Source organism: Dyadobacter sp. CY323 (genome assembly GCF_021390245.1).
Classification (GTDB): Bacteria; Bacteroidota; Bacteroidia; order Cytophagales; family Spirosomataceae; genus Dyadobacter.
In genome coordinates this window covers 98,810-116,561 of sequence record NZ_JAJUXH010000017.1, presented here as the reverse complement: position 1 = coordinate 116,561, position 17,752 = coordinate 98,810, and the positions used below count along the sequence as shown (strand labels likewise).

Here is a 17,752-nt window from a genome sequence, read left to right as displayed (position 1 = left end):
AATCTATATTTCCAGGCATATTTCCTAAAATTTTATTCTCCTCTTTGCTTTTTTCTGCTGCATTACCTCTATTATTTTCCTGTGGTGAAAAAAAGGACACTTTTCAACAAAAAGGCGGCGGCGGACCTACCATTGTCGACGTGATAGTCACAAAATCCGAAAGGGTCAGTGATAAAGTTGAAGTGAATGGAACAATTGTCGCAAACGAATTTGCTGAGTTGAGGCCGGAAGTAAGCGGTTTGCTTACTTTTCTCGACGTTCCCGAAGGTAAAACCGTCCAGAAAGGAACCGTGATAGCACGGATAAACAGTGCCGACCTGGCAGCTCAGTTAAACCGCTCGAAGATCCAGTTAGAACTGGCGGAAACAACTGAGAAACGGTTGAAGCAACTGGTAGCCGTGAACGGAATTAATCAAGCCGATTATGATCTTGCTGTGAATCAAGTGAATACATTGAAAGCAGATATGGCTTATACGCAAACATTGATTGACAAAACAGTTGTGAAAGCTCCGTTTACAGGCGTGATAGGACTTAGAAAAGTGAGTGCGGGTTCTTATGTCTCTCCGAATAATGTCATTGCAACCATGCAGCAACTCTCGAACCTTAGAATTGACTTTACGATCCCTGAAAGTTATCAGAAATACGTAACCAAAGGTGCGAACGTGGAAGTGTTGCTGGATCAAAATGCAGGAAGGAGAGAAACCGCCAGGATTATCGCACTTGAACCTCAGGTAAACCAGACTACCCGAAACATTACAGTGCGGGCAGTATTAAATTCCGGCACGACGAGTCCGGGTTCTTTTGCTAAAGTATATTTAAGTGCAAGTTCCAATAAAAGCAGCATTCTGATCCCCACTAACTCCATTATCCCGGAAGCTCAGGGTAAGAAAGTTGTGACGGTAAAAGGCGGCAAAGCAGTTTTTGTATCCATCGAAACCGGCGATAGACGGGAAGATGTTGTGGAGGTGGCAAGTGGCCTGAATGTGGGTGATACCGTGGTAGTTTCGGGTGTATTGTTCGCCCGTCCTGATGCTCCTGTGAAAGTGAGAAGCGTAAAAAGCGTAAAGTTGTAAGGTAAGTACGAAGGTACATTGACTATTCCTCTGAAACTTATTCTATGAATATTTCTGAACTATCCCTGAAACGGCCCGTATTGGCTGTTGTCATGAACCTGCTCATCATCCTTTTTGGGGTTGTGGGATATAACTTCTTATCACTTCGCGATTATCCCGCCATTGACCCTCCGGTCGTAAACGTCCGGACGAGTTACACCGGGGCTAATGCGGATATCGTAGAAAGCCAGATCACCGAGCCGCTTGAAAAAAGTATAAATGGTATCCCGGGGATCAAAAGTATCAGCTCATCGAGCCAGATCGGGTCCAGTAACATCACCGTTGAATTTAACCTGGAAGCCGACCTGGAAGGTGCAGCGAACGACGTACGCGACAAGGTAAGCCAGGCACAACGCAATCTTCCTCAGGATGTTGACGCGCCGCCAGTTGTTAGTAAAGCGGACGCGAACAGCGACTTTATTCTGCTTTTAGCAGTTCAAAGCCCGTCAAAAGGTTTGCTCGAATTGAGTGAATATGCAGAAAATGTGTTGCAGCAAAGTCTTCAGACCATTGACGGCGTCAGTGCCATTAATATATTCGGGCAAAAACGTTACGCAATGCGCATTTGGCTTGATCCCGACAAGATGAGCGCATACGGAATTTCCTTCAATGACATTTCAACCACTTTAAGTTCTGAAAACGTTGAAATGCCTGCCGGGAAAATATATGGCGATAATACCGAGCTTACCATCAGAACAATGGGCAGGCTCACCACCGAAAAAGAATTTAGCGACCTGGTGATCCGAAACGATAGTTCCGGGATTGTACGCCTGGCGAACGTCGCAAAAGTAGAACTAGGCCCTGAGAACGAGGAACAAAGCTGGAAGTATAACGGAATGTATGCAGTGGGGCTGGCCGTGATCCCGCAACCGGGTGCGAACTATGTCGAAATTTCTGACGAATTCAACAAACGCCTCGCTGAAATTCAAAAATCAAATAAATCAGACATTACATTTAATGTGCTGCTGGATAACACGCGGCTTGTCCGCCAGTCCATTCTCGAAGTGGAAGAAACGCTGCTGATCGCGTTTTCCCTGGTTGTTATCGTAATTCTTTTCTTTTTCCGAAGTTTTGTCGTTGCCATCCGACCGCTCATCGATATTCCGATCTCGCTGGTCGCGACATTTTTTGTCATGTACCTGTTTGGGTTTTCAATCAATATATTAACCCTGCTTGGAATCGTACTGGCAACCGGACTTGTGGTGGATGATGGTATTGTTGTCACGGAAAACATTTTTCGAAAGCTAGAAAGTGGCCTTCCGATCCGTCAGGCTGCATTGGAAGGAAGCCGGGAAATTTTCTTTGCAGTAATATCTACTTCTCTTACGCTTGCGGTGGTGTTCCTTCCCGTGATCTTCCTGGAAGGTTTCGTGGGTAGTTTGTTCCGGGAATTTGGTATCGTAGTTGCCTCTGCCGTTTTAATCTCCGCATTTGTTTCATTGACGATCACACCGGTACTTAATGTATTTCTTAATCGCAAAAACGCAGGCCACGGCTGGTTTTACAACAAAACCGAACCGTTTTTCACAGGTATGGAAAATGGGTACAACAGGGGACTTCGCGGGTTTATGAAGGCGCGCTGGATCGCCTGGGTACTGGTGGCTGTTTGCGGGGTCATTATTTGGTTTACCTATACAAATCTGCAAAGTGAGCTGGCGCCAATGGAGGATAGGAATAGTATCCGTTTCAATTTGTCGGCACCGGAAGGTACCAGTTTCAACCAGATGCAGCAGGTATCTGATCAGCTTTCCAACTTCCTGAACGATTCCATTCCGGAACGGGCATTCACCTTTACGGCCACGCCGGGATTTGGAGGGGGAGGTATGAACAGTGGTACCGCGCGTATCGGACTGGTCCCTGCCAACGAGAGGAAGAAAAGTCAGAACGATCTGGCTCAGGAGATTAACAAAAAGCTTTCACGATTTAATGACGCACGGATCTTTGCGACGCAGGAACAAACGATTTCCGTAGGTCAGGGTTCCCGGGGTGGGTTACCTGTTCAGTTTGTTCTGCAAAACCTGGATTTTGATAAAATATTTGATGTTTTACCAAAATTCCTTGAAGAAGCACGCCAGGATCCCACATTCCAGAATGTGGATGTAAACCTGAAATTTAATAAACCGGAGATCCGGTTGACGATCGATCGGCTAAAAGCGAGAGATCTCGGATTGTCAACAACCGATGTTGCAGCAGCGATCCAGTCTGCATTCAGCGGGAGAAGGCTGGCGTACTTCATCATGAACGGCCAGCAATATCAGGTAATCGGACAGGTGGAACGCACTGAGCGTAACAAGCCGGCGGACATTTCAAAACTGTATGTACGCAACAGTCGCGGCGAAAACATTCCGTTGACAGCCGTTGTACAAATGAGAGAAGAAAGCGGGCCGCCTACCATTTACCACTACAACCGCTACAAAAGCGCAACTGTTTCCGCATCATTGGTGGAAGGAAAAACGATCGGTGACGGCGTCGCTGCCATGCGCAGGATCGCGGCCAAGCTGCTCGACGAATCATTCCAAACTTCACTGGTCGGCTCATCCCGCGATTTTGAAGAAAGCTCATCAAACACCAGCTTCGCATTTGGCCTCGCTTTATTACTTGTATATCTGGTGCTAGCCGGACAGTTTGAAAGCTTTACCGATCCATTTATTATCATGATTACCGTGCCGCTTGCATTAGCTGGCGCGTTGCTCAGCCTTTATCTTTTTGGATTAACGATCAACATATTCTCTCAGATCGGGATGATTATGCTGATTGGTCTGGTAACCAAAAACGGGATTCTTATCGTAGAATTCGCGAATCAGAAAAGAGAACAGGGAATGAGCCGGATGGCGGCGGCTGTGGAATCGGCAACGCAGCGTTTGAGACCGATCCTGATGACCAGTCTTGCCACCGCATTCGGTGCATTACCGATTGCGATGAGCCTCGGAGCAGCTGCAACCAGCCGCGTTCCACTGGGTGTGGTGATCGTGGGTGGGTTGATGTTTTCGCTGATACTTACCTTGTTTGTAATCCCGGCTGTTTACACATTTATTTCACCCAAAAAACATAAGAAAACAGAGGAACAGAAAATGGCAGAAGAACTCGCCGTTTAGATAAAAAACTGTCTTTGAAATCTTTATATAAATCCATATTGTTTTTGCATGAACCCGCTCGCGCTTATTAAGAACAAAAAGTTAGTGTTGTTTATTTTGCTTTATGGAAGCAAGGCATTCAGCTTCCAGGCACCCGACACGTTGAATTTAACCTTAGACGAAGCGATTGCCACCGCATTGAAAAACAATTATGAAATTGAGATTGCGAAAAACAACGTTGAAATCAACACCGTTCTTAACAATTACGGCGTAGCGGGCGGACTTCCCGTGGTAGCTGCAAATGCGGCAAATACCGAGCAGATTACGCAGGTAACGCAGAAGTTGAATGACGGTACAAATATCAACCGTAATGCAGCTGCCGGAAATAATACACAGCTTAGTCTGTCGGTCGGGTTGTTGCTTTATAATGGAAAACGGGTTGTCTCAACAAAAAAACGACTTGCCGAACTGCAATACCAAAGTCAGGAATTACTTAACTCCCAGATTCAGAATACCATTGCATTAGTAATGACGAGCTATTACGATGTGGTCCGTCAGTTGAGCTACCTCAATACAGTCCGTACCTCTATTTCTGCATCCGAAAAGCGTTTGGAAATATTAAAGGTGAGGAAAGAGGCTGGAATGGCAAATAATGCGGATCTTTTTCAGGCTCAGATCGATTTAAATACACTTAATCAAACTTTCCAGGACCAGTTAATGGTCGCGCAGGTGGCGAAAACGGAGCTTTTAAGAATTCTTACACTGGATCCGAAATCCGCAGTAACCATAAAAGATACCATTACCGTCGAGAATAACCTGAACCTGAATACGATCATGGATCGTCTTGCACAGAATGCCGACGTAAAAGCGGCGGATCATCAAATTCGCATTAATGAGCTTATTGTGAGGGAAACGGCTGCACTTCGCTATCCTACTGTGCGGTTCAATACAGCTTACAATTATTCACGAAACCAGACGGCTGCGGGTTTTACGTTGCTCAACAGAACGGTTGGGCCGAATGCAGGTCTGACCCTTTCCATACCGATTTATAATGGATCGGCATTTAAAAGACAACAGCAAGCCGCTGAAATCAACGTATCCAGCGCAGAATTGCAAAGAAGTTCTATACTCAGAGATTACAATGCGGGCGTAGTTAAAATGTATCAAACCTACCTCAGCTCATTGGAACAGCTGGAAACTCAAAAGCAAAATTACAGCCTCAGCAGGCAGCTCCTCGACCTGACATTACAACGTTTCGAACTGATTCAGGCCACCATTATTGATGTTCGCGAAGCGCAGAGAAGTTTTGAAGATGCGGGTTACCGGATGATCAACCTCAATTATGCGGCAAAAGCGGCAGAAATTGAATTGAAAAGACTTAGCAATTTACTGCAGTAAAGTGATCTGCTCATAGGGGAAGCCGCTCGCATCAGAGCGGCTTTTCTCGTTATCAGGGGTATATCAAAAAACCAACAATGCATTGTGGCACAAGTTTTTAACCCTTTATTTGGCTTACCATTAAAAAGCCATTAAACCTCCACTGCATTTACTGATCCAATAGATTACCTGCTTCAACCGGAGCGCGTCATCCTTTTTCTGCTACGTCAAAATATTTTTATGAAGAACCTGCTTCCGTTTTTTCTTTTGTTCACTCTGATCCATACTTCCGCCGCCGCCCAGGATGAAGCAGCCTCCTACGCGATTAAAGGTCGATTGCAGGATGCAGACAAAAAGCCGGTTCCATTCGCAAACATTGCATTATACTCTTTTAACGACTCTACCCTGATCGGCGGCTCTACGTCGGACGAGAATGGCGCATTCACAGTCCCGGCAGAGTCGGGCAAATATTTTCTCAAAATCACTTTCCTATCCCTCAATGAGGTGATTGTCCCGAACGTAAATGTCATTAATCAGGATACAAATATTGGGGTTGTCGCCATGACATCGAGTGCTCAGACGCTGCAAGAACTGGTAGTCCGCGGTGAAAAGAGCCAGATGGATTTACAACTGGACAAACGGGTGTTTAATGTGGGTAAAGACCTGAGTAACATCGGCAGTAATGCATCCGATATTCTTAATAATATGCCTTCGGTAACTGTGGATGTGGAAGGGAATGTGGCATTGCGGGGAAGTGGGAATGTGCGGATACTGATCGATGGCAAACAATCCGGAATGGTAGGTCTCAATCCGGCGGAAGCGCTGCGGCAGATTCCAGGCGACCTCATTGAAAGTATCGAGATCATTACGAATCCTTCGTCACGTTACGATGCAGAAGGTGAAGTAGGAATTCTGAACATTGTAATGAAGAAAAATATCCGTTACGGCCTGAACGGTTCATTCACCGGAACTGCGGGTTATCCATCCAACTTCGGAGGTTCTTTTAATGTCAATTACAGAGCAAAAAAGGTAAATCTCATTGCAAATTACGGCCTGATGTATCGCGAAGGTCCCGGCCGAGGAAGTTCGCGCCAGGAATACAATGGGGCAGATACCAGTTTTGTGTATGAACAAAATACGACCCGGAATCGCTCGGGATATTCGAACAACGTGATGGTGGGTGCGGATTACTTTTTAAACAATTTCAACACATTTACTGGAACTTTATCCTTCCGGAAATCACAAAACGACAACCAGTCCCAACTCACATATAGGGACTATGATTTCAACAACGCATTGACACAAACCGTCATTCGGACCGAAAATGAAACGGAGCCGAGAACGAATATCGAAGCCGCATTTAACTACAAAAAGACTTTTGAAAAGAAAGGTCAGAGCCTCACAGTCGACGCCAAGTACATTTTGAGTGATGAAACGGAGGCCGCGAAATACAATCAAACCGGGGATATCAATGAAACCAGCATCGCCCAGCGGTCCTATAATACCGAAGACGAGCGCAACTTCTTAGCACAGCTGGATTACATTCAGCCATTTGGGAAAGACGGCAAAATCGAAACCGGCCTGAAAACCTCAATCCGGCGTCTGGACAACGATTTCTCCGTGCATCAAAGAGACGACGAAATGCGCTGGATTATACTTCCGGCCTACGATAATATGTTCACCTATGATGAAAAAATTCACGCTGCCTACCTGATGGCAAGTAATCAGTTCGGCAAATTATTTATCCAGGCGGGCCTTCGCGGCGAGTACAGCGACATTCTTACAGAGTTAAAGAAAACCTCGCAAACCAATCATCGTCAGTACTTTAATGTGTTTCCAAGCATTCACCTTTCATACAAAATGCAGGAAACGCAAACTTTGCAGCTGAGTTATAGTTACCGGTTGAGCCGTCCCAATTTTCGTGATTTGCTACCTTTTTCCAATTTCAGCGATTCCCGCGTTTTCAGAGCTGGAAACCCGCTTCTTAATCCGGAATTCACACATTCATTCGAGGCGGGACATTTGATAAATATGGAAAAAGGAACGCTGCTTTCCAGTATTTACTACCGCCACCGGCTCGGCGTTGTGGAAAACATTACATCTGTTGATTCAACCGGATTTACCACCGTCACACCGGTCAATCTGTCAACCGGCGATGCATATGGTTTTGAATTTAACCTGACCTACGATCCCGCACCCTGGTGGAAACTAACCGCAAATGCCAATATTTTCCGCGCAGTAAACCAGGGAGTTTACAATGATAAAATTTTGAAAAGCGACACATATACCTGGACAAGCCGGTTTTCATCCCGGATCACCTTGTTCAAAGCCGTTGACTTTCAATCCTCACTCAACTACCGCGCGCCAAGACGTACCACGCAGGGCCGTGACCTTTCGGTGTATTTTATAGATTTAGGTCTATCCAAAGATGTTTTAAAAGGGCGTGGTACAATTACGGCTAGTGTTCGTGATCTTCTCAATTCGAATAAAAGGCGAAGCATTGTCGAAAATGCCGGCTATTATTCCCGCTCGGAATTTCAATTCAGGCAGCGTCAGTTTCTGGTTACACTCTCCTACCGTTTAAACCGGTCAAAAGAAAGGCAAAATATGGATAGTAAGGGTGATAATGGCGATGAAGACTGAATGTCGGGCTGAAAATACTACCTTTGCAGGCAACCGTTTGACTTTTCAAAATGCTTTTTATAGGAAAATATAATCACCTGACCATCGAGCGGGTAACAAGTGTAGGAATGTTTTTAAGTGATGTGGAAGGTGAAGAAGTGCTCCTTCCCAACCAATATCTTACCGACGACATGCAGGTTGGCGACAACATCAAAGTGTTCGTTTACCTCGATTCTGAAGACCGTCCGGTTGCCACAACCCAAACTCCAAAAATCATCCGGAATGAATTCGCCTTTTTAGAGGTAAAGGATGTTTCTGAACATGGCGCTTTTCTGGATTGGGGTTTAATTAAAGACCTTTTTGTTCCTTTCCGCGAGCAAAGTTACCCCATGGAAATCGGCGAATGGTACGTGGTTTTTCTTTATATGGACCAAAAATCATCGCGGTTGATGGCTTCGTCCCGCATTGATAAGTTCCTCGAGAACGAACGTTTGACAGTTAAAGAAGGAGACGAGGTGGATTTGCTGATCTGGCAAAAAACCGACCTTGGATACAATGCGGTCGTTAATCAATATCACAAAGGCCTTATTTACGGCAATGAGGTTTTTCGGGAATTAAAAGTAGGTGACTCACTAAAAGGTTACGTCAAGAAAATCCGTGACGAGAACAAACTTGATTTAAGCCTGCAAAAACCTGGTTACGAACCTGTTGAACCCGCAGCAAAAACTATTTTGGAAGAAATAAAAAAAGGAAAAGGCTTCCTCAATTTATCCGACAACAGCTCCCCGGAAGACATTTACAAACGATTACAAATCAGCAAAAAAGTATTCAAAAAATCCATCGGCGCTCTGTATAAGCAAGGCCTGATCAAAATCGCTGACGATGGGGTCTATTTGGTTGGGGAGGATTGAGGCGTTACTGACCTTTTTGCTGGCTCTTATCGCCGGTAGAAAATTCAAATAGCTACTTTGATTTTGGTTTCCTATTTTAAGTGAAATTTCCGGCAAATTCCAATTCGTACACCACCAGACTATTTAGTTGATGAATGACAAAAAGGTTTTCTACAATCTTCAGATTTGTCGCGGGCTCGCCGCACTGATCGTTGTTCTTGCCCACACCAACCTGATTGACAAAAATTTGTTTTCAGGTTTCCTGATCATCGGATGGAATGGAGTGGACTTCTTTTTTGTACTGAGCGGGTTTATTATCTATTATGTCAATTACAGCTATCTTGGACGGCCAGCATCCTATACTACCTATTTATCCAAGCGGCTTATACGAATTTTCCCTATTTACTGGCTTTATACCTTTCTTGTTATCCTGGTACACCTGGTAAAAACCAAGATAACCGGAAATCCGCTCGTCAGTTGGATTGATCTTGATGCGGCCGGAATCATCAAATCATTTACGCTCTACCCCACCCGTGTTGCAGACAATGAGATGCCCATTATTCCTGTGGCCTGGACACTGACTTTTGAATTACTTTTTTATCTACTTTTTGGTTTTGCCATTTTAACCAGAAAGAAAGTGCTGCTTTTTATCGGGGCACTCTGGCTAATCGGGATCGCTATCGTAAGCTTTTCGGTCGTTGAAGTTGCCGACAACACGCTGCTTGTCACGATTTTCAATCCTAAAAACCTTGAATTTATGTATGGGTGCCTTATTGCTGAGCTGGCGTTAAAGCGAAGAACAATTGGGAATCGCCTACTATCACAAGCTGTGCTTATTGCCGGCATTATACTGTTGATGATATCGTGGACGAATGAAGCTTTGGAACTCCGACTGTTGCCTAAAATGGATAGTCTCACCTTTGGTGTGCCTTATGCTCTCATTATTTATGCATTGGTTTCCATGGAGATATCTAAAATAGGCGGGCCCTTTAAGAAAGCGCTGGTATACCTGGGAGATGCATCGTACTCCGTATACTTAACCCACTATATCGGCATTACATTACTTAGAAACCCTCTTCATAAGGTGTTCAACAACGGCTATATTGAGTTTTTCATACTCGTCACATCCCTGACAATTTTCGGATGCCTTTGCTACAAATTCGTTGAGAAGCCCCTTTTAGATTTTATAAATAGCAAGAATAAAAAATCCCTGCTTACAACTGAACGAGTGCGATAAACTGGAATAATATGAAAAAATTCATCTTTATTGGATCTCTGGCACTGAATTTCATCGCGCTTTGCGTCGTCCTCTTATACCTCTATCGGAAACGGGAGCCATTAATAGAAAAAATAGTCGACCGGAAAGGCAGTGCTCATATTGTAATGCTGGGAGATTCCCATATTCAGAACGGAAAATGGAATATGTTACTTGGAAGAACCGATGTAAAGACAATCGGCTGGGGTGGATTTACTTCCGAGCAGGTTGCTTTATTACTCCCGTTGGTACTCTCCAATAAACCGAAATACTGCTTCGTTTTGTGTGGGTTTAACGATATCGGGAAACGTTGTTATCAGGCAAGCAATGTAGTTGAAAACCTGAATTTGCTTGCTGACTCGCTTCAGAAACATAACATCATTCCCGTTTTTCAGGAACCCTTTTATCAATATGATAACCCGAAAGTGAATGCCAGTATAGACTCTATCAGGCTGGGGATAAAGCAGTTGTGCAAAATAAGAAACATCAAGCACATCGATTTAAATCCTTTTCTATCTGACAAAAAGCAGCTTAGGCAAGACTTACAAAAGGACAGAATTCATTTGAATGATAAGGGATATGAGATCTGGGCTGCGCAACTGAAGTCGTTCATCAAGACAAATAATATTTAGTCGGGCAAACCTTTTCTACTTCCCATATTTCCCCTTATACTTTTCATAAAGTCGCTTTTGCTTATCGTCCAGATTCACTTTTGCACCTTTAATGAAAACCATTTGAACTACATTGCCCCGCATATCGAGCATATCACCGCCGGACACCACTAGTGAGGCATGTTTTCCTTTTTCCAGAGTTCCAACCAAATTTTCAGCACCTATAATCTCAGCTGCATTCCTGGTAATAAATTGCAATGCCTCTTCAGAAGTTACATTGCCAAAGCCCGATGAAGTACCTGCCAGAAACGCAAGATTCCGCGTTCTCCACCATTCGTCTGCATAGGTAACCGCCACTTTTACACCGGCTTTGTGAAGCAAACCTGGCAATTCATAAGGTAGGTACACATTTTCGTCAACACGATCCGGAAGCCTGTGCGTGGGGTTCAGGATAACAGGTACGCTATTTTCTTTGAGGAAGGCAGCAACTTTATAAGACTCGTTTCCACCCACAATTACAACTTTCTTCACCCCGGCTTCTCTGGCAAACTTGACGATCTCTACAATGTCTTTGGCGTAATCAGCACGGACGTAGAGATTAGCCGAGCCGTTAAAAAGCGGCTTCATTGCGGCTAAACGCAAGTTAACCGGACTTGGCTCTGGTATTTCGGCATATCCCTTTGCTTCCGAAAACGTTTTCCTGATCAGGTCGATTGATTCCTGACGTTTCTCATTTCTTTTGACCGAAACCGTGAAATCTTCATTATTAAAGCTGCTGGCCAGGAAAGACGGCCAAGACAACCATACGCCATCATCTTTTTTCAAAACAGCATCTTCCCAATTCCATCCGTCGCTATAAAAAATCGACGAAGATCCGGAAATGACTCCGCCCTGCGGAACCGACTGAGACACAAGAATACCGTTACCTCTCAATGTCGGGATTACCTCTGAATCCGTATTATAAGCAACCAAAGCCCGTACGTGTGGGTTTATTTCACCGACTTCGGCAAAATCAAGTGTAGCGCGGACGGAAGCAACTTCCTGCAAACCGACCGTGGTATTGAGAGAGATGATGCCCGGATAAATATGCTTTTCTTTCACGTCGATCACCTCGGTGCCAGCCGGGATTTGCATAGATCCCGCCGGCCCGATTTGCGTGATAATACCTTTGTCAAAAGCGATCACCCCATTCTGGATCACTTGCCCATTGCCAACATGAATGGTAGCACCAGTGAGAATGATCGGTTTCGTTTGAGGTGCTGCTGGCGCCGGATTCTGAGCGTTTGCATTGCGAAAAAATCCAGTCAGCAGAATGAAACTGCCTAAAACTTTAAAAAGTATATTTTTCATTGTGGTCGGAATTAAAGTCTGAGTTTGTGTTATTTCGATCCCTCGTGCTCGGTATATACACCCACGATGTCTTCGCAATGCCACATTTTAGGCTGCGTCGCCTGAGGTTTTTGAGTAGGCTTTCCTTCTGCTTTATCCCCCAACATTTTCTGGATCAGCCTCTCACGCTCAGAAGCCAGTAACTTTTGCTTTTCTTCATCCTTTTTTCGGTCAAAATAAACAGTACCCTCGATCATGGTAAACTCGGGCCGGGCGTAAATGGATAACGGGTGTGCATTCCAGAGAACCAGATCGGCATCTTTACCAGCTTTCACACTACCCATTCGATCGTCGACGTGGAGTAATTTTGCAGGATTAAGCGTAACCATTTTCCAGGCTTCTTCTTCCGGCACTCCGCCATATTCGACTGTTTTCGCCGCTTCCTGGTTCAGGCGTCTCGCCATTTCGGCATCATCCGAGTTGATCGCAACCGTTACTCCTTCGTGGTACATCAATGCCGCATTGTATGGAATTGCCTCTTTTACTTCCATTTTATAAGCCCACCAGTCCGCGAAAGTCGATCCGCCTATTCCGCGTTTCGCCATACCGTCTGCCAGTTTGTAGCCTTCCAGAATGTGGGTAAATGTATTGATCTTAAAGTTCAGAGAATCCGCTACATGCATGAGCATATTGATCTCCGACTGCACATAGGAGTGACATGTAATAAACCGTTCATTTGCCAGTATTTCAGCCAGGGCATCCAGTTCTATATCTCTCCTGGGCATATTTCCAGCCTGCTTTTTGGAATTAGCATTGTATATTTTCCAACTCTTTGCATATTCCTTCGCACGGAGAAAATGGTCGAAATATACTTGCTCGACACCCATTCTGGTTTGAGGAAAACGAACGCGCGCCACATCGCCCCAGTTGGACTGTTTCACATTTTCCCCCAATGCAAACTTGATTGTTCTGACATCAGGTAACAGCATTTCTGACTGGCTGGCGCCCCATTTTAACTTGATCATCGCACTCTGGCCTCCAATAGAGTTGGCCGAACCGTGCAGTAAATGAGAAGCCGTGACGCCCCCCGCGAGCTGGCGATAGATATTAATGTCATCCGGATTAATCACATCGCTCATCCGAACTTCCGCCGAACTCGTTTGCCCACCTTCATTAATGGTGAAAAGCGCAATATGCGAGTGCTCATCGATGATACCGCTGGTCAGGTGTTTACCTGTTCCGTCAATCGTTTTCGCTCCCGAAGGCGCCGACAGTGATTTTCCTATTTTTGATATCTTCCCATTCTGAACAATTACGTCAGCATTTTGAAGGACCCCTTCCTTTTCATTTGTCCAAATGGTCGCATTCTTAATTAAAACTGTTTCCTGTTTTGGCAACTCTTCATTACCGAAACCAACAAATGGATAGACTACCGGACCGGTTTCCTTTGGTTTTGCAACCGTGGAATCCTTTACGGCAGCTTGCTGATATTTTTGAGACAAAGTCGCCGACCATGGAATCACTGTCCCATCGGGCAACACACCTTCGCCGGAAAGTCCGGTTCCAGTCATCCAGCCAGTGAGGCGAATCGAGCCCGCCACTTTCTTATCAGGCTGATAGGTAAGGGTCAGCAATTCATTGGACAAAATCCCTTTGGGCGTAATCTTAATGGAATCCTGGATCACAACTTTGTAATCGGGTTTTTCGGAAGAACCCGTGATTTGCAGTTGGCCGCCGGGCTGATTGTTCAGTGAAAGCGAATAAGTACCCCGAACATCCGGTGCATTGAGCGGAGACAAAATGAATTTTTTGCCCTGGATCCAGTTCTCATAAATCACATTATCCTTGCCAAACAAATCACCGGACGTGATGATAAAATTGGCTAGCAATCCTGCTTTAAGGCTTCCAACCTGGTTTTCTGCTTTGATCAGGCTAGCAGGTAAGGTGGTCAGGGCTTCGAGTGCTTTTTCTTTTGGCAGACCATATTCAATGGCTGTTTTTAAGTTTTTCCAAAAATCCGCCTTATTCTTTAACCCCGATGTAGTTAATGCGAATGGAATCTCTGCTTTCGCAACTTCAGAAGTGTTTTTCGGGGCAAGTTCCCAGTGTTTTAATTGCGCCATACTCACCACGTCTGCATCCCACGGATCTGTTACGTCATAAGCATCCGGAAACTGCAGCGGCAAAATGAGGGTTGCCTTGGTTGCTTTCACTTCTTTAATCCGTTGATATTCATCACCTCCACCTTTGATAATATACTGAATACCAAACTCATCGCCTACTTTATCTGCACGAAGAATGCTGTATTTATCACCGGTTTCAAAAAACGACGGTAATGTTTTGATCTGGTTAAACGCATCGAGTGACAAGTTTGCTTCCTTGCCTTTGCCAGCTTTCGAGTACCAGTCGGCATCATAATAATTTTGCCTTAAAAGCGCCACTACTCCCATCGTTGACGAAGGATACGTCTGAGTGGAAGTTCCCTTACTAAATGAAAAATGCGCCGATGCCTTCCGGTTCAATAAAGCCTTATTTGCCGGCTCGTCTGTCAATGTAACCAATGCTCCATTCCCTCTCACGATCCCGTCGTGTGCATGAACCAGAACAGTCCCGAAACCGATTTTGCGAAGATCTCCCGCCTTTTTCGCATCAGGTGTAAACAACAAACTGGCATCATTTTCGGGCTGAATGGCCTGGTTCCAGCCATATGCTCCCTTTTTATTTGATTCGAGCTGAGGAGTTTGTCTGCCTCCCGCAGGCCTGTCGCGCCTTACTTCCGGCATTCCGTAATCCGAATCCAGGTCGATCAATGAGGGATATATAAATTTACCCTTTAAGTCCACGACTACGGTTCCCGCCGGCACCTTGACTTGCTTACCGACTTCCCGGATAATTCCATTTTCGATCAGCATGGAACCGCTTGGTATAGACGTTTTTGAATCGACAACAATGGTGGCGTTGATAAATGCGTATCGTCCCGGGCGCTCGTCATAAGCACCGTTTTTCGGGAACGTTTCCTGCCCGTAGCAGCATATACCAACTGTCAGCCCTGCCAGTAAGGTTGATAATTGTTTGAACATATTTGTTGTTTTATTTACAGTTCACTCTTACAATATACAATGAAAATCAGGAAGTAGGCGTGAGCTCAAAAGAATCGTCAGAAGTTACAATTACCCCGCTGAATTTTTATGTTCGATTGATTTTTTTGCATCTTGTGACCTCATTTTAATGTATCTTAATTCAACCATTAGCCGATATGACATTCGAAGAATTTACAGAATCACTCACATTATCTGCACCACCTAATGGCCTTCCCGAGCTTCTAGAGGCACTTTGGTATGATGCAAAAGGAAATTGGGAAGCCGCACATCATATTGCCCAAAGCAGGGAAGGCACCCCGTCTTATGACCGTCTTCATGCATACCTGCATCGGGTAGAAGGGGATGACTGGAACGCCGGGTACTGGTATAAACGATCTGGTTCACAAGTATTTAAAGGATCACTAAAAGAAGAATGGAAGACATTAGTCCAGTCAGATCTTTAATAGTACATAAGGTTTTTACCTTATATTCGACCGATATAAGCTAAAAACCTTATATTTGGTGTTTATAAGGTAAAAAGCTTATGAAAGCAATTAAAAAGAACCATGCAGTTATTACCGCTGACATGGTAAACTCAACACGATTTTCAAGAGAAGAAACGGCAGCCTGGCTGGAAGAACTCATCGCCTTGCTTCGCGAACACAAATCCTTTAATTGGGCTTTAAAACCTGAAATCTATCGCGGAGACAGCTTTCAGGGAGTTTTGAAAAATCCAGCTGAGGTAATGCGCGTGGCCGTCCTGGCAAGAGCCGTTATGCGGACTCATGATATCAATACTGATCTTCGGGTTGCGATTGGCATTGGTAAAATAGACCCATTAACCGACCGTCCGGGTACTTCCGATGGAGAAGCATTCCGGTTATCAGGGCATCTGGCGGACAATATCCGTAAACAAAAAGCCAGAATTGGCATCGCATTGCCAATACCTACCGAGCCATTAAATGCCTCTCTTGACTTACTGGAAACATTGATTGAAAACTGGACAACTGCACAAAGTGAGGTAATTGCCGCATTGCTGAACCATAACAATATCACCCAAATCGCGGAGCGCCTTTCGATAAGCCAGTCGGCGGTGAGTCAGCGAATTGCGGCCTCCAAATGGTGGGCGGTTGAAAATTTTCTCACTACCTTTCCCAAGCATTTAGCACTGTACACAAAACGCTGATTAAGATGACCGAATTTTTATTACTGCTGCTCGCCCATGTCCTGGCAGACTTCTACTGGCAACCTACCACCTGGGTAACCGACAAAAAGGAAAAGTCATTCCGATCAAAATACCTCTATTTTCACGTATTACTGGTCATTGTTCTCTCCTACATCCTGCTTGGGCACTGGAACAATCCCCTACCCGCACTGGCAATCGGCGTAGCACACGGGATCATCGATATTCTTAAAATCAGCTTCGACAAACAAGGTAAACTAACCTGGTTTATTGCCGATCAGGTGGCCCATTTGATCACCATTATTGTCGCTGCATTGATCCTGACCGACCATGTACCCATCGGATTGGAAACCTTTAAAACGTGGCTATACACCACCAAAACATTGGCGATTCTGTCGGGTGCTTTGCTTTCACTTTCACCTGTTTCATTTTTCGTAGGAATATTAACAAAGCCCTGGCGGGAAGAACTGGTCCGACTGGCGCCTGATGCGAATGATAACCTGGCCAATGCGGGAAGATGGATCGGGATGTCGGAAAGGTTACTGATTTTTGTTTTTGTGCTCGTGAGCCAGTTTTCAGCGATTGGTTTTCTCATTGCCGCCAAATCACTTTTACGATATAATGACAAGTTGCCGGCAGGTGAAATTTCACCTTCATATATCAGTAAAAAATCCGAGTATGTACTGGTGGGAACATTAATGAGCTACACCTGCGCAATCGCCGTGGCGCTGGCCGTAAAAATGTTCTATTAAAATCATCACACGCATTAAACCCGGAAGGCTTTTCTCACTCTAACCCTGGTATCCAAACTTTTTAACCATGAAGAAAACATTTTTTGCCTTGATCCTGGCTTTTGTGAGCATTACTGCATTTGCTCAGCGTCAGGATGCGAATACGACTCCGGAACAACGTGCGGAAGCCCAAACTAAAACATTGAAAGAAAATCTGAACCTTTCAGACGATCAGCAAAAGCAGGTTTACACACTCAGCCTGGCCCGCGCTCAGAAAATGAAGGAAATGCGCGATGCACAAAATATGGACCGCGCTCAAATGAGGGCTTCAATGGAAACGTTCAATACTGAACTTACCAAGATCCTCACTGTAGAACAGCAGGAAAAATATAAAACCATGCTGGAAGATCGTCGCAACAATCGCGGAGAAAGAGGCTCGGGAAACTAAATGTAAAATCCCAAACCTATCAACAAAAAGGGCCGGCATT

At 44.9% G+C, this 17,752-nt stretch carries 13 protein-coding genes; 11 read left to right on the top strand and 2 right to left on the bottom strand.

Features of this window, described 5'->3' with window-relative positions:
- The first annotated feature begins 44 nt into the window (after positions 1–44).
- From LZG72_RS21475 to LZG72_RS21445, 7 genes are all read left to right on the top strand, one after another.
- The gene (locus tag LZG72_RS21475; RefSeq protein WP_233876975.1) at positions 45–1,073 is read left to right on the top strand and encodes an efflux RND transporter periplasmic adaptor subunit; all 1,029 of its coding nucleotides are present in this window, start codon (positions 45–47) and stop codon (positions 1,071–1,073) included.
- Between the two features lie 44 nt (positions 1,074–1,117).
- Positions 1,118–4,207: an efflux RND transporter permease subunit gene (locus tag LZG72_RS21470; RefSeq protein ID WP_233876973.1), complete on the top strand. Its 3,090-nt coding sequence runs from the start codon at positions 1,118–1,120 to the stop codon at positions 4,205–4,207.
- Positions 4,208–4,255: 48 nt separating this feature from the next.
- Positions 4,256–5,584: a TolC family protein gene (locus tag LZG72_RS21465; protein WP_233876971.1), complete on the top strand. Its 1,329-nt coding sequence runs from the start codon at positions 4,256–4,258 to the stop codon at positions 5,582–5,584.
- 219 nt (positions 5,585–5,803) lie between these two features.
- Entirely contained in the window at positions 5,804–8,206 is a 2,403-nt protein-coding gene (locus LZG72_RS21460) for a TonB-dependent receptor domain-containing protein (protein WP_233876969.1), read from the top strand.
- 50 nt (positions 8,207–8,256) lie between these two features.
- A complete protein-coding gene (locus LZG72_RS21455; RefSeq protein ID WP_233876967.1) occupies positions 8,257–9,096 on the top strand; it encodes a S1 RNA-binding domain-containing protein in 840 nt (279 codons plus the stop codon).
- A 130-nt stretch (positions 9,097–9,226) separates the two neighbouring features.
- Entirely contained in the window at positions 9,227–10,312 is a 1,086-nt protein-coding gene (locus LZG72_RS21450; protein WP_233876965.1) for an acyltransferase, read from the top strand.
- An 11-nt stretch (positions 10,313–10,323) separates the two neighbouring features.
- Complete coding sequence (locus LZG72_RS21445) at positions 10,324–10,962, top strand: GDSL-type esterase/lipase family protein (RefSeq protein ID WP_233876963.1); 639 nt, start codon at positions 10,324–10,326, stop codon at positions 10,960–10,962.
- Positions 10,963–10,977: 15 nt separating this feature from the next.
- Here the strand turns inward: LZG72_RS21445 and LZG72_RS21440 are convergent, their stop codons facing one another.
- Both LZG72_RS21440 and LZG72_RS21435 read right to left on the bottom strand, forming a co-directional pair.
- Positions 10,978–12,291 carry an amidohydrolase family protein gene (locus LZG72_RS21440; RefSeq protein ID WP_233876961.1) on the bottom strand — a complete coding sequence of 438 codons (1,314 nt, stop codon included), beginning with the start codon at positions 12,289–12,291 and terminating at the stop codon, positions 10,978–10,980.
- 29 nt (positions 12,292–12,320) lie between these two features.
- Complete coding sequence (locus tag LZG72_RS21435; protein ID WP_233876959.1) at positions 12,321–15,350, bottom strand: amidohydrolase family protein; 3,030 nt, start codon at positions 15,348–15,350, stop codon at positions 12,321–12,323.
- Between the two features lie 176 nt (positions 15,351–15,526).
- On the opposite strand from LZG72_RS21435, the gene LZG72_RS21430 reads away from it, so the two are divergent.
- From LZG72_RS21430 to LZG72_RS21415, 4 genes are all read left to right on the top strand, one after another.
- Entirely contained in the window at positions 15,527–15,814 is a 288-nt protein-coding gene (locus LZG72_RS21430) for a hypothetical protein (RefSeq protein ID WP_233876957.1), read from the top strand.
- 80 nt (positions 15,815–15,894) lie between these two features.
- On the top strand, positions 15,895–16,536 hold the full coding sequence (locus tag LZG72_RS21425) for a SatD family protein (protein WP_233876956.1): 642 nt from the start codon (positions 15,895–15,897) through the stop codon (positions 16,534–16,536).
- Positions 16,537–16,541: 5 nt separating this feature from the next.
- On the top strand, positions 16,542–17,285 hold the full coding sequence (locus LZG72_RS21420) for a DUF3307 domain-containing protein (RefSeq protein WP_233876954.1): 744 nt from the start codon (positions 16,542–16,544) through the stop codon (positions 17,283–17,285).
- A 67-nt stretch (positions 17,286–17,352) separates the two neighbouring features.
- Positions 17,353–17,712 carry a DUF4890 domain-containing protein gene (locus LZG72_RS21415; protein WP_233876952.1) on the top strand — a complete coding sequence of 120 codons (360 nt, stop codon included), beginning with the start codon at positions 17,353–17,355 and terminating at the stop codon, positions 17,710–17,712.
- Positions 17,713–17,752 lie beyond the last annotated feature (40 nt).

Excerpts from the sequence above, each read along its gene's own strand:
- LZG72_RS21470 (WP_233876973.1), top strand. The coding sequence starts at position 1,118 with ATGAATATTTCTGAACTATCCCTGAAACGGCCCGTATTGGCTGTTGTC.
- LZG72_RS21465 (WP_233876971.1), top strand. The coding sequence starts at position 4,256 with ATGAACCCGCTCGCGCTTATTAAGAACAAAAAGTTAGTGTTGTTTATT.
- LZG72_RS21460 (WP_233876969.1), top strand. The coding sequence starts at position 5,804 with ATGAAGAACCTGCTTCCGTTTTTTCTTTTGTTCACTCTGATCCATACT.
- LZG72_RS21455 (WP_233876967.1), top strand. The coding sequence starts at position 8,257 with ATGCTTTTTATAGGAAAATATAATCACCTGACCATCGAGCGGGTAACA.
- LZG72_RS21450 (WP_233876965.1), top strand. The coding sequence starts at position 9,227 with ATGAATGACAAAAAGGTTTTCTACAATCTTCAGATTTGTCGCGGGCTC.
- LZG72_RS21445 (WP_233876963.1), top strand. The coding sequence starts at position 10,324 with ATGAAAAAATTCATCTTTATTGGATCTCTGGCACTGAATTTCATCGCG.
- LZG72_RS21440 (WP_233876961.1), bottom strand. The coding sequence starts at position 12,291 with ATGAAAAATATACTTTTTAAAGTTTTAGGCAGTTTCATTCTGCTGACT.
- LZG72_RS21435 (WP_233876959.1), bottom strand. The coding sequence starts at position 15,350 with ATGTTCAAACAATTATCAACCTTACTGGCAGGGCTGACAGTTGGTATA.
- LZG72_RS21430 (WP_233876957.1), top strand. The coding sequence starts at position 15,527 with ATGACATTCGAAGAATTTACAGAATCACTCACATTATCTGCACCACCT.
- LZG72_RS21425 (WP_233876956.1), top strand. The coding sequence starts at position 15,895 with ATGAAAGCAATTAAAAAGAACCATGCAGTTATTACCGCTGACATGGTA.
- LZG72_RS21420 (WP_233876954.1), top strand. The coding sequence starts at position 16,542 with ATGACCGAATTTTTATTACTGCTGCTCGCCCATGTCCTGGCAGACTTC.
- LZG72_RS21415 (WP_233876952.1), top strand. The coding sequence starts at position 17,353 with ATGAAGAAAACATTTTTTGCCTTGATCCTGGCTTTTGTGAGCATTACT.